Below are 21501 nucleotides of genomic sequence, written 5' to 3'. Positions count from 1 at the left end.
GATCACAAGCGAGACGAATGCTCAAGCCCGCTCTGCAGCTCCGACTCGGCCAGCAGCTGACCATGACCCCTCAGCTGCAGCAGGCCATCCGCCTTTTGCAGTTGCCCGTCCTGGAGCTCCAGGCACAGATCCGCGAGGCGTTGGAAAGCAACGTCATGCTGGAGGCCGAAGACGAGTCCGGCAGTCTGGAAACCGGCGAGTCCGCGCTCGAGCCGCAATACGAGTCCAGCTACGAATCGCCCGCGCCCAGCACCGAAGCCAGCTCCAGCAGCGAGCACAACGAACACACCGATAGCGAGCGGGCCGAATCCGCCGAGGCCGAGCAGCCGCTCGACATCGTCGAGGATCAGGACTGGAGCGACTCGCAGGTCACCGGTCCGGCCGATACGCCCTGGTCGGGCGACGACGATCATTCGCAGGACTTTTCCGACGCCCGCGGCGAGACGCTGCAGGAACATCTGACCTGGCAGCTCGAGATGTCGCGCCTCAACGAGCGCGAGATGCGCATCGGCGCAGCCATCATCGATGCGATCAACGACGACGGTTACGTCATCGAGCCGCTCGACGAGATCGCGCGCAATTTACAGCCCGAGCTGGTCGTTCAGACCGCCGAGGTCGAGCGCGTGCTCAAGCATGTGCAGGCGATGGATCCTGCGGGTGTCGGTGCGCGCTCGGTCAGCGAGTGCATCGAGCTGCAGCTTCGTCAGCTGGATCCAGATACGCCGGGTCGCGAAACCGCGCTGGCGATCGCGGCCGGTTATCTCGATCAAGTCGCCGAGCAGCAGTACGCACTGTTACGCCGGCAGCTGCGGGTCACCGAAGAGGAATTGGAAAACGCGCTGGTGCTGGTCCGCGCCTGTCAGCCGCGCCCAGGGTCGAGCGTGCATTCCGTGCCTGCCGAGTACATCGTGCCCGATGTGTTCGTGCGCCGGACCGAGCGAGGCTGGGCGGTGGATATCAATCCCGCGAGCCTGCCGCGCATTCGCGTGAATCAAAGTTACGCGGGCCTCATCGGCCGTTCCGCCGATCACGCCATGCTCAGGACTCAGCTGCAGGAGGCGCGCTGGCTGATCCGCAGTCTCGAGATCCGTAACGAGACGCTGCTGAAGGTGGCCCGCTGCATCGTGCAGCGTCAGTCCGCGTTCCTGGAGAACGGCGACGAATACATGCAGCCGATGATTCTGAAGGACGTGGCCGAAGCCGTGCAGATGCACGAGTCGACCATCTCCCGCGTCACGACCAACAAGTACATGCACACGCACCGTGGCGTGTTCGAGTTTCGTTATTTCTTTTCCAGCCATGTCGCTGCCAGCGATGGCACGGAGATGTCCTCCACCGCCATCCGCGCCAAGATCCGCAAGCTGGTGGCCGCGGAGGAGCCTGACAAGCCGCTTTCCGACAGCCGTATCGCGGAGATCCTGTCGCGCGAGGGCGTGCTCGTCGCACGGCGTACCGTCGCGAAATACCGCGAGGCGCTAGGTATACCTCCGTCCAGCGAACGCAAGCGAGTTTCGGTGAGATAGCCAGCAGTTTCCCCGCTCCATCCATAGGAGGCTTCCATGCAACTGAACGTCACTGGTCACCACGTCGATGTCACCACTTCCATGAAGGGCTACGTCGAAAAGAAGCTGGACCGCATCGTCAGGCACTCCGACCACATCATTGACGTTCACTGCATCCTTACCGTGGAAAAACTGCGCCATAAAGCCGAAGCCAAGGTGCTGCTGAACGGCGCCATGGTGTACGCCGACGCCGTCGACATGGATATGTACGCCGCCATCGACGCGCTGGCCGACAAGCTCGACCGGCGCGTGAAGAAGCACAAAGAGAAGCTGGCCGATCACCACGCGCTGGAAGTCCAGAAAGTCCGGCCATCCTGAAAAGCCGGGCTTCCTAGTCAGTCACCGCCGGCGGAGCCACCGAAAGGTTCACAATTCTGTCGGCGATCGGGCACATGGAGCGTGCCCCCGTTGTAATACACGCCCGACTCGTTGCCGCCCGCGCGCCGCTCGCTGTAGTCTTTGCAGTTGCAGCCCCTACCAGCGCGTTCTCTGTTCGTACCCATGCGTCTCGTCATCGTCAGTGGCCTGTCCGGATCCGGCAAGAGCGTGGCGCTGCACATGCTCGAAGATCTCGACTATTACTGCGTGGACAACATCCCCGCGGGGCTGCTGCCGATGTTCATCTCCCACACCGTCCGCTCGCGCGAGTCGACGTATGGGTACACGGCGGTGGGCGTAGATGCGCGCAACCGTCCCGCGGAAATCGCCTCGGTTCCGAAGCTGGTCGCCGACCTGAAGCGCAGCGGTGTCGCTTGTGAAGTGCTATTCCTGCGCGCCGACCAGGAAGTCCTGCTGAAACGGTACAGCGAGACACGGCGACGGCACCCGTTGAGCCGCGACGGCCTGGGCCTGGCCGAGGCCATCAGCCAGGAGCAGTCGCTGCTCGAGCCGATCGCCGATGCGGCCGATCTGATCATCGATACCACGCGCAGCAGCGTGCATGAGTTGCGCGAATTGATGCGCGACCGGGTCGGCGCGCGCGTCGAAGGACGCATGTCGATCCTGTTCGAGTCGTTCGCATTCCGTCACGGCGTGCCGGGCGATGCGGACTTCGTGTTCGATGTGCGCAGCCTGCCGAACCCCTATTGGGAGCCCGGGCTCGCGCGGTTCACCGGCCGCGATCCCGCCGTGGTGGAATATCTCGAACGGCATCCGCAAGTCACCAAGATGTTCGACGACATCGTCGGCTTCCTGGAGCACTGGATTCCCGAGCTGGTGCGCACCAATCGCAGCTATCTGACCATCGCCATCGGCTGCACCGGCGGCCAGCATCGCTCCGTGTATCTCGTGGAGCGCCTGGCGCGACATTTCTCGGCAAAATTCCCGCAGGTCCACGCGCGCCATCAGGTCGCCGCCACCCACCGCGCCAGCTAATAACAACTTCGCGGGCGCGCCGCTCGCCGTTACACTGCGCGCGCCATGACTGAAGCCCAGGAACAAAAGCAGAGCCGACTCGCCGCGCTACGTAGCGCGCTCGAGCAGGGTTCGCTGCGCCATGGGCATCGGCTCATCAACAGCCTGCACCCGGCGGAAATTGCATCGCTGATCGAATCGCTGCCGCCCGCCCGTCGCGAGATCGTCTGGGAATTCGTCGATCCGGAAGTCGAAGGCGACGTGCTGATCGAGCTCAACGAGGAAGTGCGCGCCGAACTGATCGGCGGCATGGACGCCGAGGAGCTGATCGCAGCCACCGAGGGCATGGAAGTCGACGACCTCGCCGACTTGATCGGCGACCTGCCCGAGACGCTCAACGAGCGCGTGCTGCATTCCATGGACGCGCAGGACCGCGAGCGCCTGTCGGCGATCCTGCAGTTCGAGGAGGACAGCGCCGGCGGTCTCATGAACCTCGACGCCGTCACCGTCCGCGCGGACGTGACGCTCGAAGTGGTGTTGCGCTACCTGCGCATGCGCGGCGAGTTGCCGGCTCGCACCGACCAGCTGTTCGTCGTCAATCGCAACGACAAGTACCGCGGCGCTCTCGACATAACGCGCCTGCTCACCGAAGACCCCGAGAAGACCGTGGGTGAAGTGATGGACTCCGGCGTCGAAGGCATCCCGCCGGAAACGCCGGCGCGCGAGGTCGCCAAGCTGTTCGAAGACCGCGACCTGGTCTCCGCTGCCGTGGTGACGAGCGATGGCAGATTGCTCGGCCGTATCACCATCGATGACGTGGTCGACGTGATCCGCGAAGAAGCCGATCACTCGGTCATGAGCATGGCCGGTCTCGGCGAGGATGAGGATATGTTCGCCGGCGTCCTCACCAGCGCGCGCCGTCGCGCCATCTGGCTGAGCGTCAACCTCGCGACCGCGTTCCTCGCCGCTAACGTCGTCGGCCTGTTCGAAGCCACGATCGAAAAGGTCGTCGCGCTCGCGGTGCTGATGCCCATCGTCGCCAGCATGGGCGGCATCGCCGGCAGTCAGACGCTGGTGCTGATCATCCGCGGTATCGCGCTCGGTCAGGTCGAGCAGGCAAATGCGCGCTGGCTATTGATTCGCGAAATCTCGGTGGGCTTGCTCAATGGCATCGCCGTCGCCAGCATGGTGGGAATCGCCGCGGGCATCTGGTTCGAAACGTGGACGCTCGGCGTCATCATCTTCGCGGCGCTGATGATCAATCTTGTCGCCGCGGCGCTGGCCGGTGTCGGTGTGCCGCTGATCTTGAAACGTTTGGGAATCGATCCCGCGTTGGCCGGCGGCGTGGTGCTCACCACGGTTACAGACACCGTGGGCTTCGCCTCACTTCTGGGCCTCGGCACGCTGTTCCTTACGTGAGTCCAGACGCCGCAGGATCGCGGTAGCCCCGGTCGACGCAACCGAGTAGCCCGCGAGGAACGACATCAGGTCGTCGGCCCGCTTCATCGCGTCCTGGTAGCCGAGCGCAATCAACTCCCGCGTGTACGTGTCCTGGAACAGCAGATAGCTCATCAGCTGGCCGCCGCCCGTATTCATCGCGCCCAACGTTCTCAACAGCACGCGCAAGGTCCGCGGCAACGACTCGACGTGATGACGCGCGATCTCCGATAGATCGCGGCTCGGCAAAATCACCAGCATGTCGATTCGCCGCAAATGCACCGCACCGTCCGGATTGCTCACGGTGATGGGGCCGACCTTGTCGACGATCTGATTCAGCTGCGTGAGCCGCTCCAGGTCCGAATACATGCCGTCGCTGAACAGCGAATCCAGCATGTAGCCGAAGATCTGGCCGAACGTGGGACACAGCGGCGGCGCCGCCATGGTCGGCGACAGTTCGTTGCGTGTACCAATGACCAACAAGCGCTGCGCACCAAGATGAATGGCCGCGCTGAATGGATTCGCCTCGCGCATCGCGCCGTCGCCGTAGTACTCGTCACCGAGCAATACCGGCGGAAACAGGAACGGCACGGCGACGCTCGCCATCAGATGCTCGACCGAGAGCTCCGTCGGCTCGCCCGCGCGGCGTGTGCGCTTCCACGGCGCGCAGCCGGGCTTGGCTTCAAAGAAGGAAACGGATCGTGTGCTGCCGTAGCCGGCGGTCGACATGGCGATGGCGTCGAGATGACCGTCGGCGATGGAGCGGCTGATACGGCTGAAGTCGAATTGTTGCTTGAGCAGTTCGCGCAGCGGCGAGTTATCGAACAACGATTTCGGCGGCGGCAGCAACCAGCCGCCGGACAACATCGCAAACAGCCAGTGAAGACTGGCGCGCAGCATGCTGGCGGTATCGGCGCGAAAGACCTGCCCGACCTGGAAATTGCGCCAGACGCGCTCGAGATTACCCACCGCGACGCGGAAACGATCGGCGTGAACGGCGATGGCGGTGGCATTCACGGCACCCGCCGAGGTTCCGGACACCACCGGAAAAGGGTTGATCGCCCGCGCCGGCAATAGATCCGAGATCGCCCGCAGGACGCCCACTTGATAGGCGGCCCGCGCGCCGCCGCCCGGCAGCACCAACCCGACCTTGGGTGGTCCAACCGAAGGCGCGGATGTCGGAGTGCGCTCGCTCATATGTTGAATCCGTGCTGTTATCGTTGGCGAAATTCCCGACGCTGTTGAATTGATCCGGGCGCTCGCCGCTGAGCGATTAGTATGGCACAGTGCCTCGGAACCCCCGTGACACGCGTGTTATACGGCGTCGCGGACCGCCTCACCGGGTCCAGCACCTCGCGGCCGGACCGAAAGCTTCGAGGATTTGCCTATGCATCTGCGTCTCTCACGCCTGAACATGCACGCCTGGATGCGCTCCTGGGCGCTGGCTGTCACCTTTACCTGGCTCGCCGCCAACATCGCCGAAGCCGCCGAGGAAGGCCCGGCCGTGGGCAGCGCCGCGCCGGCATTCAAACTGCAGGACCAGGCCGGCAAATGGCACGAGCTGAAGGACTATCGCGGCAAGTGGGTGGCGCTGTATTTCTATCCCAAGGACAAGACGCCCGGCTGCACCACGCAGGCGTGCGAGTTCCGCGACAACGTGTTTGCATTCCGCGACGCCAACGCCGTCATTCTCGGCGTGAGCGTCGATGACGTCGAATCTCACAAGGAATTTTCCGAGAAGCACGGCCTGCCATTTCCCATCCTGGCCGACGACAAGAAGGTCGTCGCGAAGGAATACGGCGTGCTGAAGCGCTTCCTCGGCGCCTTCGAACTGGCCAAGCGCGATACGTTTCTAATCGACCCGCAAGGCAAGATCGTTCGCCACTATCCGGATGTCGATCCGAAGGGTCATTCGCAGATCGTGTTGAAGGACATCAAGGATCTGCAGGCGAAGAGCTGAGCGGAGGTTTTGATTTCCGCTAAAGAAGACCCTCACCCCCTGGCCCCCTCTCCCGTTGGAGAGGGGAAAGTATTTTTTATTTTTTGTCCTGCGGACGGGATCTAAGAGGGGGGATTCATCGCAGGCAAGCTCATGTGTGCTGTCGGGCGGCGTCAGGGCGGGGTGTCTCCTCCCGACAGCTTTTCGGCACATGGACGGGGCCGAAACAGCAGGGCTCACCATGGACGTGACGCCAGGAGCGCGATGCGCTCAGGCGGGCGCCCGGTGCCGGGAGGAGACACCCCGCCCTGGCGCCGCCAAACCACTCACGTCTCTCCGACTCCGAACAACAATGCTCAGTGCAGCGCCTTGATCGCCTGCTCCAGTCCGCCGAGCGTCAATGGAAACATCCGGTTCTCAATGAGCTCGCGCGTGACCTGCACGGACGGCGTGTAATCCCAGCGCTGCTGCGGCTCGGGATTCAGCCAGACGTGATGCGGCCAGGTTTTCGCCAGTCGTTGCATCCACACCGAGCCCGCCTCTTCGTTCCAATGCTCGATGCTGCCGCCGGGCTGCACGATTTCGTAGGGGCTCATGGTCGCATCGCCGACCACGATGAGTTTGTAATCGTGGCCGTAAGTGCGCATCACTTCCATGGTCGGAATCTTCTCCGCGTGGCGGCGGCGGTTGTCCTTCCAGACGTGCTCGTACACGAAGTTATGGAAGTAGAAATATTCCAGGTGCTTGAACTCCGAACGGGCCGCGGAGAACAGCTCTTCGCAAACTCGGACGTGATAGTCCATCGATCCGCCGACGTCGAGGAACAGCAGCACTTTGATGGCGTTGTGCCGCTCGGGCACGAACTTCAGATCGAGCAGCCCGGCATTGCGAGCAGTTGCATCGATGGTGTTATCCAGGTCCAAAAGCTCCGCCGCGCCCTCGCGCGCGAACTTGCGAAGCTTGCGGAGTGCGATTTTGATGTTCCGCGTGCCGATCTCGACCGTGTCGTCGAGATTCTTGAACTCGCGCTGATCCCACACCTTCACCGCACTCTTGTTGCGCGACTCATCCTGGCCGATGCGAATGCCTTCCGGGTTGTAACCGTACGCACCGAACGGCGACGTGCCGCCGGTGCCAATCCATTTGTTACCGCCCTGGTGGCGCTCCTTTTGTTCGGCGAGGCGCTGCTTCAATGTCTCGATCAGTTTGTCCCAACCGCCGAGCGCTTTGATCTGCGCCTTCTCTTCATCGCTGAGCGTGCGCTCGCCCATGCGCTTGAGCCATTCCTCGGGAATGGCCTTCATCATGGCGTCGAACAAATCTTCGGCGCCCTTGAAGTGCGCGGCGAAGGCGCGATCGAAGCGATCGAAGTGACGCTCGTCCTTCACCAAGCAGGCGCGCGACAGATAATAGAAATCCTCCGCGCTGGCGCTCGCAACGCGAGCCTGCAAGGCCTGCAGCAGCGACAGGAACTCGGTGATGGACACCGGCACGCCGCCCTCGCGCAACTTGAAAAAGAACGGAACCAGCATGGCTCTGCTCAGCGGCCGCCGCGACGGTTCAAGAACACCAGCTGTTCGAACAAATGCACGTCCTGCTCGTTCTTCAGCAGCGCGCCGTACAGCGGCGGAATGGATTTCTTCGGGTCGTCGCTGCGCAACGCCTCCGGCGGAATGTCTTCCGCGACCAGCAGCTTGATCCAGTCCAGCAGCTCCGACGTCGAAGGCTTCTTTTTCAGCCCGGGCATCTCGCGCACTTTGAAGAACGCGGTCAGCGCCTCCGACAGCAACTCCTTCTTCAACGTCGGATAGTGCACATCGACGATGCGCTCCATGGTCGTTGCATCGGGGAAGCGGATGTAATGGAAGAAACACCGGCGCAGGAACGCATCCGGCAACTCCTTCTCGTTGTTGCTGGTGATGATGATGATCGGGCGATGGTGCGCCTTGATCCATTGACGCGTCTCGTACACGTAGAATTCCATGCGATCCAGCTCGTGCAGCAGATCGTTCGGGAATTCGATGTCGGCCTTGTCGATCTCATCGACCAGCAGCACCGGCTGCACGTCGCTTTCGAACGCTTCCCACAAGCGCCCTTTGACGATGTAGTTGCCGATGTCGTGCACCTTCGCCTCGCCGAGCTGCGAGTCGCGCAGTCGGGACACGGCATCGTATTCATACAAGCCCTGCTGGGCCTTGGTGGTCGACTTGATGTGCCAGCGATACAGCGGCCGATTCAACGACCGCGCAACTTCTTCGGCGAGCTGCGTCTTGCCGGTCCCCGGCTCGCCTTTGACCAGCAACGGCCGCCCCAGCACCACGGCCGCATTGACGGCCATCATCAAATCTTCAGTGGCGACGTAGTTGTCCGTGCCGGCGAAACGTGACGACATGAATACCCCGAGTCGACGAGTAGACAGAACCGGCACCTTACCACCGGCGGCCGGCGCTACTAAACGTCTTACGGGGCGGAGTTGGCAGCAGGCGCCAATCTGAGCACGTATTTCGGCTCGCCTGGCAGCAGCGGACGCGGCTCGCCGCGAGCCCAGGCTTTGTGGCCTGCTCCGTAGAACGGCGACATCGGGTGGTCGACCGGCCCACCGGGCATCTGGAAATATCCCTGCGCTTCACGTCCCGGCGAGACCACCATGCGCTCGGACGCGCCGAACGAAGGTCCCTGAACGCGTGGCATGAATGAATCTCCCGACAGCCGCTGAGCCGGCATGTCGAGCCAGCGGCCCACGAACGCCGGCATGACTTGCGACAGCGGATGTCGCATGGCGAGTGTGTTCTGCGCGCCCCAGGTGCACCGGCTCAGCGAGCCACACTCCTGCAGCAGTTCCTTGAGCGCCGCATCGACCGACGCCAACAACGCAGCATCCCAACTCGGATAACGCGGATCGAGCATATGCGCCGGCTGACGCGTGACCAATTGCCACAGCGGACCTTCGAACTGCGCCGACGGCGAAAATTTGCTATCCGGATATTTGAGACGGGCCGCAGCGGTCAACGATTCGAACACGTTCTGGCGAACCTGCAGCCGCATCGCTCGCACCAACCGATACCCGACGTCCTCGGCCGCCGCTCGCGCCGACCAGTCTTCCAGGAATTTTCTGGCCTCGGCCCGCAACGGCCGGCCTTGCACGGCATCCTCATCCAGCAGCTCGAGCAGGAAATCGCGCCAGCGAACCAGAAACAAAGCGCGATCGTCCAACTGAATGTTGACCATGTCGGCCGGCGTCGCATTCTCGAGCGCCAGCAGATCGTCACGAATCTGCGCGGCACGTGCGCCGTTGTCGTACATGCCATCGCCCATGAAAGACAACCACGTTTCGACATCGACAGTGCGCGCATTGGCCGTCCACAGTCGACCGGCCGTAGGATCGACGATGCGCGGATATTCCTCCGGTTTGCGCCAACCGTTCCAACCCGCTTCCGGCGTGTTCCACAGATAGGGCATGGTCGAGTCATAGTTGCCGCGCACCGGCACCTGCCCCATCAGCGTCCAGCCGATGCGACCGCTCGCATCGGCCGCCACGAAGTTCTGCACCGGCACGCCCGAGCGATTCGCGACCAGCAATGCCTGATCGACGCTGTCGACGCTCTCCAGATCGAGCATGCGCAAATTGGTCGCTTGCGCATGCTGCGCGGTCCAGGCCAGCGCGAGCGGCCGGTTCGATGTGTCCTCGCGCACGACCGGGCCCCAACGCGTGCCTATCACGGTGAGCTTCTCGTCCTCGCCGTCTTTGACCTTGAGCACTTCCTCGTGCACGACGAAGGGCTCGGAGCCCTCGGCAGTGAGATAGCGCGCAGGGTCCTGCGGATCGCGCTCGACGATGACCAGATCGGTCCAGTCGCCGAAGCTGTTGGTGAACCCCCAGGCCACGCGACCGTTGCTACCGACGATCAGCACCGGCAATCCAGGCAGCGTCACGCCGACCAGATCGCGTCGCGCATCGCCTTCGCCCTCGACGATCATGCGCGCGCGATACCAAACATGCGGCAAGCGCAGGCCGAGGTGCATATCGTTGGCGAGCAAAGCGCCCTTATCGGCGGTGAGACTGCCGGCGACCGCCCAGCTGTTGCTGCCGACGTACGTCTTTTCTTCCATCGTGCCGGCCGTGCGAGGCGCCGTTAGAGCCGCGGCTCGTGAGACGCCGTCTCGTAGATCGAACACGTCCGGCCCCGGAATGGTTGCGGAGCGAATCGTGCCGCCCGCAATCGGCGCATCCCATTCGGTGCCCAGCGGCGCAATGAACGCAAACATTGCCGGCGGCAAGGCATCGCGCAGCTGCAAGCGCGTCAGCTCTTCGCTGCCGCTCGAATCGTTCAAGTTGAGATACATGGAGAACGCGGCCAGCACCGAATCTTCGGGTAGCCAGGGCGCGGGTTTCGCGCCCAACAACAAATATTCCCAAGGCTTGGCCGTTGCTTGCGACAGCGCGAAGTTCACACCCGCCGAATATGCATCCAGCAAGGCGAGATCGTTGGCCGTCGCGGCAGCCACGACTTCGCGAGCGACCCGACGAAAGCCGTGCACGCGCAACTTGCGGTCGGTATCCAACACGGATGCGCCGAGTAACTCGGCCAACTCGCCGGCGGCCGCGCGCCGCATCAGGTCCATCTGGAAATAACGGTCCTGTGCGTGCGCGAAGCCAGTGGCAAATGCGAGGTCGGCGCGAGTGCGGGCACGCAGTACTGGCGTGCCCTCGGCATCACGCTGGATCTCAGCGGGCGCCGAGATGCGAGCGTCGGAAATATTGCCATCGAGTTTCGGCAGGCTGGCGCGGAGCGCCCAGTATCCGATCAGCCCGCCGACGACGAGAACGATCAGTAAGGCAAGGCCAACAACGCGCAGCGTCCGAAGCAAACGCATCTTTAGTGGCTGCGTTTAAACGCGCACCTCGAGAATCTTCATGGCATTGGTCTTGCCAGAAACGCCGGACAACTCACCCTTGGTGAGGATGATGCGGTCGCCCATCTCCACCATGCCCTGCTTGAGCATGAGCTTGAAAATGTCCGCGTACAACAGCTGTGCATTGGTGTGAGTGATATCGAACGTCACCGGATACACACCGCGATACAGCATCACGCGACGGCGCGTCTCTTCGTGCCGCGTGAACGCATAGATTGGAATATCGGCACGAATACGCGACATCCACAGCGGCGTCGAGCCCGACTCGGTCAACGCGACGATGGCCTTCACCTTCAGATGATTGGCTGTGTACATCACCGCCATAGCGATGGCTTCATCGGTCTTCTCGAAAATCCCGTGCTCGCTGCGGGCACGCACCGGCGTATGCGAGCTTTCGTACTTCTCCGCACCGAGGATGACCTGGGCCATCGTCGCCACGGCTTTGACCGGATACTTGCCCACGGCGCTTTCGCCCGAGAGCATCACCGCGTCGGTGCCGTCCATCACCGCGTTGGCGATATCCGAAACTTCGGCGCGCGTCGGCACCGGGTTGTGAATCATCGATTCCATCATCTGCGTCGCCGTGATGACCACGCGATTGCGCTTACGACACGCGGAGATGATGTGCTTTTGCAGACCCGTCAGCTCGGCGTAACCGACTTCGACGCCGAGGTCGCCACGCGCCACCATGACGGCGTCGCTGGCTTGAATGATGCGATCGAGGTTCACCAGCGCTTCGCTGCGCTCGATCTTCGCGACCAGGTGACCGTGACCGCCCGCCCCGCGCAACAGGTGACGGGCTTCTTCCATGTCGTGACCGTCGCGAGCAAACGAAACGGCGAGATAGTCGACGCCGAGCTCGGCTGCGAGCTTGATGTGCTCGCGATCCTTGTCCGTCAGCGCGCCAGCCGACAGGCCGCCGCCCTGTTTGTTGATGCCCTTGTTGTCGGAGAGCTCACCGCCCACCACGACCTTGGTCATGATGCGCGGGCCATCGACATCGGTGACTTCCAGAACGATCAGGCCGTCGTTCAACAACAGCGTGTCGCCGCCGCGCACATCCCTGGGCAGATTCTTGTACGCCACACCCACCGACTTGGCGGTGCCCGCCTTGGAGTCGAGCGACACGTCGAGGACGAACGGCTCGCCCTCGTTCAAGAACACTTTGCCTTCGACGAAGCGATCGATGCGGATCTTCGGGCCTTGCAGGTCGCCGAGCACGGCGACCCACTTGCCGACCTGCTCGGCCACTTCGCGCACCATCTTGACGCGATTGGCGTGGGCCGCGGCCTCGCCGTGCGAGAAGTTCACTCGCACGACGTCGGCGCCGGCCCGCAGCATCTCACCAAGCACCTTTGGGTTATCGGTGGCCGGCCCGAGGGTGGTCAGGATCTTGGTGCGACGGAGCATTGAAAACCTCGTGTTAAGTGCGACTGCGCTCTTCCAGGACCGCAACCGCTGGCAGCTTTTTGCCTTCCAGGAATTCCAGGAACGCACCGCCACCGGTCGAGATATAGGAAATGTCGTCTTCTACACGATATTTCTCGATGGCCGCTAGAGTATCCCCACCACCGGCGATGGAGAACGCCGATGATTTCGCTATCGCTTGCGCTAATGTCCGCGTGCCTTCGCCGAATTGATCGAACTCGAACACGCCCACCGGGCCGTTCCAGACGATGGTGCCGGCGCTCGCGAACGTGCGTGCAAACTTTTCCGCGGTGTCCGGACCGATGTCCAGGATCATCTCGTCGGCCTGGACCTTGGTCACCGGCCGCACGTCGGCTTCGGCGTTGGCGGAGAACTCCTTGGCCACGACTACGTCGGTCGGGATCGGGATCTGCACCTTCAACTCGGCCGATCGCTTCAGCAGGTTCTTGGCGATATCGATCATGTCGGCTTCGTACAGCGACTTGCCCACCGAATGCCCCTGCGCGGCGATGAACGTGTTGGCGATGCCGCCACCGACGATCAGCGTGTCCACCTTGGACAGCAGGCTCTCCAGCACCGTGAGCTTGGTCGAGACCTTGGAGCCCGCGACGATGGCGATCAACGGCCGCTTGGGTTTTTCCAGCGCGGTTTCGAGCGCCACCAGCTCGTTCATCAGCAGCGGCCCGGCACAGGCCACCTTCGCGAATTTGGCTACACCGTGGGTGCTGGCTTCAGCGCGATGCGCCGTGCCGAACGCGTCCATCACGAACACGTCGCACAGCTCGGCCATCTTCTTGGCGAGGTCTTCTTTGTCTTTCTTCTCGCCCTTGTTGAAGCGCACGTTCTCGAGCAGCACCACTTCGCCGGGAGCGCATTCGACGCCATCCAGCCAATGCTTCTCGAAGCGCACCTTGAAGCCCAGCAGCTCGGACAGCCGCTGCGCGACCGGCGCGAGCGAAAACTCTTCGTCGTACACGCCCTCCTCCGGGCGCCCCAGGTGCGACATGACGAGGACGCGCGCGCCCTTTTCCTTCGCTGCCTGGATCGTCGGCAGCGACGCGCGAATACGCGCGTCGCTGGTCACAACTCCACCCTGCACTGGCACGTTCAGATCCTCACGGATCAGCACGCGCTTGTCGCGCAGGTCTAAATCGACCATCCGCAAGACGGCCCCTGTAGTGGTCATGTTCAGCCAGCCTTCGACCAGGCTACCGTCGTGTCGAGCATGCGGTTGGAGAAGCCCCACTCGTTGTCGTACCACGCGCAGACCTTCACCAGCGTGCCGTCGATGACCTTGGTCATGGTGGCGTCGTAGGACGAGGAATGTGGATCGTGGTTGAAGTCCACCGACACCAGCGGGCCGTCGGTATAGGCCAGGATGCCCTTGAACGCACCGTTGGCGGCTTCCTTCATTACGCTGTTGATCTCTTCGATCGACGTCGCGCGCTTGGCGACGAAGCTCAGATCGACCAGCGACACGTTGATGGTCGGCACACGCACCGAGAAGCCATCGAGCTTGCCGTTCAGTTCCGGCAACACCAGGCCGACCGCGGCAGCCGCGCCCGTCTTGGTCGGAATCATCGACTGAGTGGCCGAGCGCGCGCGGCGCAGGTCCTTGTGGAATACGTCGGTGAGCACCTGGTCGTTGGTGTACGAGTGGATCGTGTTCATCACGCCCGACACGATGCCGATCTTCTCGTGCAGCACCTTGGCGAGCGGCGCGAGGCAGTTGGTCGTGCACGACGCGTTGGAGATCACGGTGTGGCTGGCCTTCAGCGTGTTGTGGTTCACGCCGTAGACGACGGTGGCATCGACGTCCTTCTCGCCCGGAGCGGAGATCACGACCTTCTTCGCGCCGCCCTGGATGTGCAGCCCCGCCTTCGCCTTGCTGGTGAACAGGCCGGTGCACTCGAACACGTAATCGACGCCGAGCTGGCCCCACGGCAGCTTGGCCGGATCGCGCTCGGCGAGCACCTTGATGCGGTCGCCGTTGATGACCAGCGAGTCGCCGTCGACTTTCACTTCGCCGTTGAACTTGCCGTGCACGGTGTCGTAGCGCGTCAGGTGCGCGTTGGTCTGCGCATCGCCGAGATCGTTGAGCGCAACGATCTGGATTTCCTTCTGGCGATTGGCCTCGTACAGCGCGCGCAGGATGTTGCGGCCGATGCGGCCGTAGCCATTGATACCAACTTTGATGGGCATTTAAGGTTACCTCGTTAGAATCACTGCAGCAGCTTCTGCACGGTGCGGACAACATTGTCCGCCGTGAACCCGAAGTGCTTGAACAAATCCTTGGCCACACCGGACGCACCGAACGTGGTCATGCCAATGATGGCGCCGCGCAAACCGACGTAGCGGTACCACGTGTCGGTCGCGGCCGCTTCGATAGCAATGCGGACTTCGACACCGCGCGGCAGCACCTGCTCGCGATACGCCTCGTCCTGCGCATCGAACACGTTCGTGCTCGGCATGGAGACTACGCGCACTCGCTTGCCGTTCTGTTGCAACAGCCCGGCCGCTTCGACCGCGACCGCGACTTCCGAGCCGGTTGCGATCAGGATCACTTCGGGCGTGCCCTCCGAATCCTTCAGCACGTAACCGCCGCGGCGAATGTTCGCGATCTGCTGCTCGGTGCGAGTCTGGGGCGGCAGCGCCTGACGGGTGAGCGCCAGCGTCGACGGGCCGTTGCGACGCTCGATCGAGTCCGCCCATGCGATGGCGGTCTCGGTGCTGTCGCAGGGACGCCAGACCGTCATGTTCGGGATGATGCGCAGGCTCGGCAGATGTTCCACCGGCTGGTGCGTCGGGCCGTCTTCGCCCAGGCCGATGGAGTCATGGGTCATGACGTAGATGACCCGCTGTTTCATCAGCGCCGACATGCGCATGGCGTTGCGTGCGTAGTCGGAGAACACCAGGAAGGTGCCGCCGTAGGGAATCAGGCCGCCGTGCAGGGCCATGCCGTTCATGATCGCGGACATGCCAAACTCGCGCACGCCGTAATGAATGTAATTGCCGGACGCGTCCGCGCCGGTGAGGGAGCGGGAGTCCTTGCGATTGGTGTTGTTCGAGCCGGTCAGGTCGGCCGAGCCGCCCAGCAATTCCGGCAAGCCCGGGCCGTAGGCGTTCAACGAGGCCTGCGAGCTCTGGCGAGTCGCCAGCGGCTTGCTCTCCTTGGCAACGTCGGCGACGTACTTCGTGACCACATCGCGCCACGACGACGGCAGCTCACCTGCCTGCCGGCGCTCGTACTCCGCCGCGAGCTCGGGGAACTTCGACTTGTAGGAGTTGAAGCGCTGTTGCCACTCACCTTCGCGCTTCGCGCCTTGCGCTTGCGCGTCCCAGCCTTGGCGAATTTCATCGGGGATCACGAACGGCTCGTAGTCCCAGCCGAGGTGCTTGCGCGTGGCCGCGACTTCGTCGGCGCCGAGCGCCGCGCCGTGCGTCGCTTCGGTGCCCTGCTTGTTCGGGGAGCCCCAACCGATGATGGTCTTGCAACAGATCAACGAAGGCTTGTCGGTTTGTGCGACTGCCGCCGCGATCGCCTTCTCGATCGCCGCCGGATCGTGGCCGTCGACATTCGGTACGACGTGCCAGCCGTAGGCTTCGAAACGCTTCGGCGTGTCGTCAGTGAACCAGCCGTGCACTTCGCCGTCGATGGAGATGCCGTTGTCGTCGTAGAACGCGATCAGCTTGCCGAGTTTCAGCGTGCCGGCGAGCGAACAGGCCTCGTGCGACACACCTTCCATGAGGCAGCCGTCGCCGAGGAACACCCAGGTGCGATGGTCAATGATGTCGTGCCCCGGGCGATTGAACTCACTGGCGAGGTGCTTTTCCGCGAGCGCCATGCCAACCGCATTGGCCAGGCCCTGGCCCAGCGGGCCGGTCGTGGTCTCGATACCGAGGTGCGCGTCATGCTCGGGATGACCGGCGGTGTGCGAGCCGAGCTGCCGGAATTTCTGCAGATCTTCGATCTTCAGCGGGTAGCCGGTCAGGTGCAGCAGCGAGTACAGCAGCATCGAGCCGTGACCGTTGGACACCACGAAGCGGTCGCGGTCCGACCACAGCGGATTGCCGGGATTGTGCTTGAGATGATCGTTCCACAAGACTTCGGCGATATCGGCCATGCCCATGGGCATGCCCGGATGGCCGGAGTTGGCCTTCTGCACGGCGTCCATCGCCAGGGCACGGATGGCGTTGGCGAGCTGCCGGCGGTGCGATGTCTGCATTCAAATTATCTCGAAAGGTGCGTGGAGAGGCTCGCCCAAGAGCATGCGATGAGCGCTTAGGAAGGCCGCGCATTTTGGACTACTAGGCGGGGTGGGGCAAATGCGGGCGGGGGCCGCCGGGGAACGAAACGCCGCCTCGCCAGTCGGAACCGGAACAGGGACGGCACGTTGTTGCGTTGTGGGTCGTTCCGTTGCGACACCTGGAGTTTGTGAGACGAAGCGCAAAACTCACGCTCGCAACGCCTGCGAGCCGTGCGATTAGACACTGGTCACCTTTTCGCCCCGCCCTCGTTGCTACGATGATTGTGGCTATTTTGCCCCATTATGTCGCGCGCTCCAGGGTCAAGATTTCGAAGACAGTAACGATGCAATCGGTCCGCCTCATTCAGTTCAGCGATCTGCACCTGTTCGGTGAAGCGGGCGGGCGCCTGCGTGGCGTTGCGTGCTTGCCTGCGCTGCAAGCCGCGGTTGCGGACGCCCAGCGTCGCAGTCATCGGGCTGACGGCGTGTTGCTGACAGGCGACTTGGTGCAGGACGACCCGGAAGGCTATCGCTGGGTGCGCCACGTGTTTGGCTCCTCGCGCGCGCCAGTGCTGTGCCTCGCGGGCAATCATGATCTTCCCGATCACATGCGCGCAGCCTTGCGCGGCGGGCCGTTCAAAGTCGGCGGTCACACCGAGTTCGGCCGCTGGCTGGTGGTCATGCTGGATTCCTGGGTGGCCAACGACGCCGCCGGACGCGTCGGCGCCGAGCAGCTGAACTATCTGCGCGAGGTGCTGCGCACTCATCGCAATCACCATGTGCTGGTGTGCCTGCACCATCACCCGATCTCGATCCGCAGCCAGTGGCTCGACCAGGTCGGCCTGTACGACGCCGATGAGTTCATGACCATCGTGCGCGAGCACTCGAACGTGCGCGGTGTGCTCTGGGGCCACGTGCACCAGTCATTGGACAGCTTCATTCACGGCGTGCGCTTCATGGCGACGCCGGCCACCTGCGCACAGTTCGTGCCCGGCAGCGTCGATTTCGCCATCGATGACCGCCCGCCCGGTTACCGCGTGCTGGAGCTGATGCCCGACGGCTCGATTGCCACGGAAGTCTGCTGGCTCGAGGCGTATGCCCAAAGCAGCGTCGCCTGAGGTGCGCTAGTCTTGTCCGCGACGGTTTGAGCCGCTGGGGACAAGGAATGAATAAAATACTCGTGGCGCTGTGCGCGCTCTGGCTCAGCGCGGGCGCCTGCGCCGCCGAACAGCACCACAGCCTGTGGTCGCTCCAGGGCAAGACCAATACCGTGTATCTGCTCGGCTCGGTGCATTTCCTCAACGAGTCCGAAAAGCTGCCTGCGGCGCTCGACGAGGCTTATAAAGACGCCGAAGTGCTGCTGATGGAGATCGACATGGACGATCTCGATCCGGCCGAGACTCAGCAGGTCACGCTCGAGCTGGGCATGCTGCCCGCCGGTCAATCGCTCGAGCAACAGCTCGGCAAGCCCACCTACTCCAAACTGAGCACGCGCGCGCAGGAAGTCGGCGTCGATCCCATGCTGCTCAATCGCTTCAAGCCCTGGTTCGCAGCCATGACCCTGGTGCAGCTGCAGCTGGTGAAAATGGGGCTCGCGCCGACGTCGGGAATCGAGCAACGCTTCACGACCCGCGCGGTCGCGGACAAAAAGCCCATCCACGGCCTGGAAACATTGCGCGAGCAGCTGGGCATGCTGGCCGGATTGCCGGAGCGCCAGCAACGCGAGTTCCTGCTCTACAGCATCGAAGACACGGATCGGATTGCGGAGGAGATCGACGAGTTGCTGTCAGCCTGGCGTCGGGGCGACAGCCAGGCGCTGGCCGCGTTGCTGGCCGAAGGGTTCGAGCAATATCCGGATCTTTACCGGCCGTTGACCACCGACCGCAACCGCCGGTGGCTGAGCCAGGTCGAGCAACTGCTCGACGATCGGGAGGACTATCTGGTGATCGTCGGGACGCTGCACCTGGTGGGCAAGGACAGCCTGATCGATCTACTGGAAAACAAGGGTCACAAGGTCACGCAGCACTGAGCGCTCAGACCTCGACCATCTCGAAGTCTTCCTTGCCGGCGCCGCAGTCCGGGCAGCGCCAGGACAGCGGCACGTCGTCCCAGCGCGTGCCGGCTGCAATGCCGGATGCGGGATCGCCTTTTTCTTCTTCGTAGACGTAACCGCAGATCACGCACATATAGGCTTTCATTTCGCAGCGCCGACCGAACCTAGGTGAGACAAGGGGCCGGATTATAGGGAACTGAAGCCGGCGATGGGAGGCCGCTGAGCCGTCGATCCGACCCCGGGTGGTACACTCCGCGTCCGAGATCATCCGGAGCTCTCCCGTGTCGTTATTTTCCGATGCCAGCCGCTACATCCCCGGCGGCGTGAACTCTCCCGTCCGCGCGTTTCGCGGCGTCGGCGGCGAGCCTGTTTTCATCGAGCGCGCGGCCGGCTCGCGTGTCTTCGATCAGAGCGATCGAGGTTACATCGACTACGTCGGCTCCTGGGGCCCGATGATCCTGGGCCACGCGCACCCCAACGTGATCCGGGCCGTGCAGGAGCGCGCCGCGCTGGGCCTGTCGTTCGGCGCGCCGACGCAGATCGAGACCAAAGTCGCTCAGAAGATCTGCGAGATCATGCCGTCGATCGAGCTGGTGCGCATGGTGAGCTCCGGCACCGAAGCGACCATGAGCGCGATTCGGCTGGCGCGCGGCTTCACCGGCCGCGACAAGATCGTGAAATTCGAAGGCTGCTATCACGGCCATTCCGATTCGTTGCTGGTGAAAGCGGGCTCGGGCGCCCTCACCTTCGGCGTGCCGACGTCGCCGGGCGTGCCGAAGGAATTCGCGGCCCAGACCATCACGCTCAACTACAACGATATCGCTCAGCTCCAGCAGCTGTTCAGTGACAGCGGCAACGAGATCGCCTGCATCATCGTCGAGCCGATTGCGGGCAATATGAATTGCGTGCCGCCGGTGCCGGGTTTTCTGGAAGCATTGCGCTCGGTGTGCGATCAGCACGGCAGCGTGCTGATCTTCGACGAAGTGATGACCGGCTTCCGTGTCGCGCGCGGCGGCGCACAGGCGCTTTATAACATTCGTCCGGACCTGACCACGCTCGGCAAGATCGTCGGCGGCGGCATGCCGGTCGGCGCGTTCGGCGGACGGCGCGACATCATGGAAAAGATCGCGCCGCTCGGACCGGTGTATCAAGCCGGCACGCTCTCCGGCAATCCGGTCGCGATGGCCGCCGGGCTTGCGACGCTGGAACTGCTCGATCAGCCGCAGTTCTACGAACAGATCGCCGCGCGCACCGCGCAGTTGATGGAAGGACTCCAGCACGCCGCGAAGCTGGCGAACATTCCGCTCTCGACCAACCATGCGTGCGGCATGTTCGGCCTGTTCTTCACTGACAAGGCGCCGGTGCGGTATTTCCGTGAAGTGATGGCTTGCGACGTGGAGCGCTTCAAACGTTTCTTCCACGGCATGCTGGACGAAGGAATCTATCTTGCACCCTCGGCGTTCGAAGCGGGCTTCGTTTCCGCAGCTCACACAGCGGCGGACATCGACGCCACGATCGACGCAGCGAAGAAGGTATTTGCGACCTTGTAAGGGACTAGCGGGCGTCGCTTCTCAAGCGCTCAGGACAATAGCCAACTGCGCGGCACCGCCAGTTTGAACGCGCGCTCAACGGACTTGCGACGCAGCCCCGGATGTTTGATGCCTCTCCAGATGGGACTCAGCCATTGGCGCTTTGGCAGGTTGAGCACCGCCTCGCGACTCTCCGCTTCGATGCGGTACATCGAAACGATCTGCTCGCCCAGTTGCCGCCGCTCCGGCGGCAACTGCGGCAGCGCCTGCAGACAGCGCTCGTGATCGTTGGCGATCTCGCGATACATGCGAATCGTGCGCTCGTAGCGCTTACGGCGCGCCGCCCTGCCCGGTCCGGTGCGAACGAACACAGTCCGGCCCAGATTGCCTTCGTGTCGGCGATAGCCCAGCAACGATTCTTTCAGGCAATAGATCCGACCGAACAAGCTGGCGCGTAATGTAAGCATGTTGTCTTCGACCAGCCCGGTCAGCGGCGGCAGATCGTCGAGCAACTCGCGACGCAGGGACATCGACGCTCCCAGCAGCGTGACGAACTTTCCAAGGTGCAGCAGCTTGCGCTGGTCCATCGGCGAGTCGAGATACCAAGCGCCTCGACGCAGCACTTGACCCGACACGTCGATCTCGTCGACGGCCGACCCCACCGCGTAGGCATCCGCATGAGCGTCGAAGGCGGCCAGCAGCCGCGCCACACGCTGTGGGTAGGAAACATCGTCGGCTGCCATGAAGATCAGGATTTCGCCGCTCGCGATCTTCGACACCGTATCGATGTGCCGGCACAAGCCCTGGTTCTGCTCGTTGCCGCGAATGATCACTTTGTGAGGACCGGCGTAGGCCGCCGTCATCTCGCGCGCTATCTCCAGGCTACGGTCACCCGAAGCATCGTCAGACACGATGATCTCGCATGGCACGGTCTGCGCGAGCGCGGACGCCAGCGCCGGTCGCAGCGTGTTCTCCATGCGATACGCCAACAACAGGATACTTGCTCTGTGAGGTCCTCGCCGCAGCACCGTCGTGTCTG

Annotated in this window: 18 protein-coding genes; 8 read left to right on the top strand and 10 right to left on the bottom strand. The window is 63.1% G+C overall.

Going from position 1 to position 21501, the window contains the following annotated elements; translation table 11 throughout:
• Positions 1–17: 17 nt before the first annotated feature.
• The 4 genes from EK373_RS14475 (at position 18) to mgtE (ending at position 4334) form a co-directional block, all read left to right on the top strand.
• Positions 18–1523 carry an RNA polymerase factor sigma-54 gene (locus EK373_RS14475; RefSeq protein ID WP_129644062.1) on the top strand — a complete coding sequence of 502 codons (1506 nt, stop codon included), beginning with the start codon at positions 18–20 and terminating at the stop codon, positions 1521–1523.
• Between the two features lie 36 nt (positions 1524–1559).
• Positions 1560–1880: a ribosome hibernation-promoting factor, HPF/YfiA family gene (gene hpf, locus EK373_RS14470; RefSeq protein WP_129644059.1), complete on the top strand. Its 321-nt coding sequence runs from the start codon at positions 1560–1562 to the stop codon at positions 1878–1880.
• A gap of 183 nt (positions 1881–2063) precedes the next feature.
• Positions 2064–2936, top strand: a complete 873-nt coding sequence (rapZ, locus tag EK373_RS14465; RefSeq protein WP_129644056.1) for an RNase adapter RapZ — start codon at positions 2064–2066, stop codon at positions 2934–2936.
• A gap of 45 nt (positions 2937–2981) precedes the next feature.
• On the top strand, positions 2982–4334 hold the full coding sequence (mgtE, locus tag EK373_RS14460) for a magnesium transporter (protein WP_129644053.1): 1353 nt from the start codon (positions 2982–2984) through the stop codon (positions 4332–4334).
• Here mgtE and EK373_RS14455 read toward each other — a convergent pair.
• Positions 4299–5549 (bottom strand): patatin-like phospholipase family protein, encoded by a 1251-nt coding sequence (locus EK373_RS14455; protein WP_129644050.1) that lies wholly within the window; start codon positions 5547–5549, stop codon positions 4299–4301. The two genes, mgtE and EK373_RS14455, sit on opposite strands and share 36 nt — an antisense overlap.
• A 190-nt stretch (positions 5550–5739) precedes the next feature.
• Here EK373_RS14455 and EK373_RS14450 point away from each other — a divergent pair, with 190 nt between their 5' ends.
• Positions 5740–6312, top strand: coding sequence for a peroxiredoxin (locus EK373_RS14450; RefSeq protein WP_198683348.1), 573 nt, complete (start codon positions 5740–5742; stop codon positions 6310–6312).
• Between the two features lie 335 nt (positions 6313–6647).
• Here EK373_RS14450 and EK373_RS14445 read toward each other — a convergent pair whose 3' ends face one another.
• The 7 genes from EK373_RS14445 to tkt all read right to left on the bottom strand — a co-directional run bounded on the left by EK373_RS14445 (position 6648) and on the right by tkt (position 16859).
• The gene (locus EK373_RS14445) at positions 6648–7823 is read right to left on the bottom strand and encodes a vWA domain-containing protein (protein ID WP_129644047.1); all 1176 of its coding nucleotides are present in this window, start codon (positions 7821–7823) and stop codon (positions 6648–6650) included.
• A gap of 8 nt (positions 7824–7831) precedes the next feature.
• Positions 7832–8683: an AAA family ATPase gene (locus EK373_RS14440; protein WP_129644044.1), complete on the bottom strand. Its 852-nt coding sequence runs from the start codon at positions 8681–8683 to the stop codon at positions 7832–7834.
• Between the two features lie 68 nt (positions 8684–8751).
• Positions 8752–11166 carry a penicillin acylase family protein gene (locus tag EK373_RS14435; RefSeq protein WP_129644041.1) on the bottom strand — a complete coding sequence of 805 codons (2415 nt, stop codon included), beginning with the start codon at positions 11164–11166 and terminating at the stop codon, positions 8752–8754.
• 15 nt (positions 11167–11181) lie between these two features.
• A complete protein-coding gene (gene pyk, locus EK373_RS14430) occupies positions 11182–12615 on the bottom strand; it encodes a pyruvate kinase (RefSeq protein WP_129644038.1) in 1434 nt (477 codons plus the stop codon).
• Between the two features lie 13 nt (positions 12616–12628).
• Complete coding sequence (locus EK373_RS14425; RefSeq protein ID WP_129644035.1) at positions 12629–13819, bottom strand: phosphoglycerate kinase; 1191 nt, start codon at positions 13817–13819, stop codon at positions 12629–12631.
• Between the two features lie 2 nt (positions 13820–13821).
• Positions 13822–14835 (bottom strand): type I glyceraldehyde-3-phosphate dehydrogenase, encoded by a 1014-nt coding sequence (gene gap / locus EK373_RS14420; RefSeq protein WP_129644032.1) that lies wholly within the window; start codon positions 14833–14835, stop codon positions 13822–13824.
• A gap of 20 nt (positions 14836–14855) precedes the next feature.
• Positions 14856–16859 (bottom strand): transketolase, encoded by a 2004-nt coding sequence (tkt, locus tag EK373_RS14415; RefSeq protein WP_129644029.1) that lies wholly within the window; start codon positions 16857–16859, stop codon positions 14856–14858.
• Between the two features lie 365 nt (positions 16860–17224).
• Between tkt and EK373_RS14410 the strand changes: the two genes are divergently transcribed.
• Both EK373_RS14410 and EK373_RS14405 read left to right on the top strand, forming a co-directional pair.
• Complete coding sequence (locus EK373_RS14410; protein WP_157994370.1) at positions 17225–17998, top strand: metallophosphoesterase; 774 nt, start codon at positions 17225–17227, stop codon at positions 17996–17998.
• A 47-nt stretch (positions 17999–18045) separates the two neighbouring features.
• Positions 18046–18909, top strand: coding sequence for a TraB/GumN family protein (locus tag EK373_RS14405; RefSeq protein ID WP_129644023.1), 864 nt, complete (start codon positions 18046–18048; stop codon positions 18907–18909).
• Between the two features lie 4 nt (positions 18910–18913).
• On the opposite strand, the gene EK373_RS14400 is transcribed toward EK373_RS14405, so the two are convergent.
• The gene (locus tag EK373_RS14400; RefSeq protein WP_116810406.1) at positions 18914–19078 is read right to left on the bottom strand and encodes a rubredoxin; all 165 of its coding nucleotides are present in this window, start codon (positions 19076–19078) and stop codon (positions 18914–18916) included.
• Positions 19079–19214: 136 nt separating this feature from the next.
• Here EK373_RS14400 and hemL point away from each other — a divergent pair, with 136 nt between their 5' ends.
• Positions 19215–20483, top strand: a complete 1269-nt coding sequence (gene hemL, locus EK373_RS14395) for a glutamate-1-semialdehyde 2,1-aminomutase (protein ID WP_198683347.1) — start codon at positions 19215–19217, stop codon at positions 20481–20483.
• Between the two features lie 29 nt (positions 20484–20512).
• Here the strand turns inward: hemL and EK373_RS14390 are convergent, their stop codons facing one another.
• Positions 20513–21490 (bottom strand): glycosyltransferase, encoded by a 978-nt coding sequence (locus EK373_RS14390; protein ID WP_269813705.1) that lies wholly within the window; start codon positions 21488–21490, stop codon positions 20513–20515.
• Positions 21491–21501: the final 11 nt, after the last annotated feature.

Origin of the sequence: Peristeroidobacter agariperforans (assembly GCF_004138335.1) — a bacterium.
GTDB lineage: Bacteria > Pseudomonadota > Gammaproteobacteria > Steroidobacterales > Steroidobacteraceae > Steroidobacter > Steroidobacter agariperforans.
Note: the sequence above shows the minus strand (reverse complement) of the source record. Positions and strands in the feature narration are given on the sequence as shown.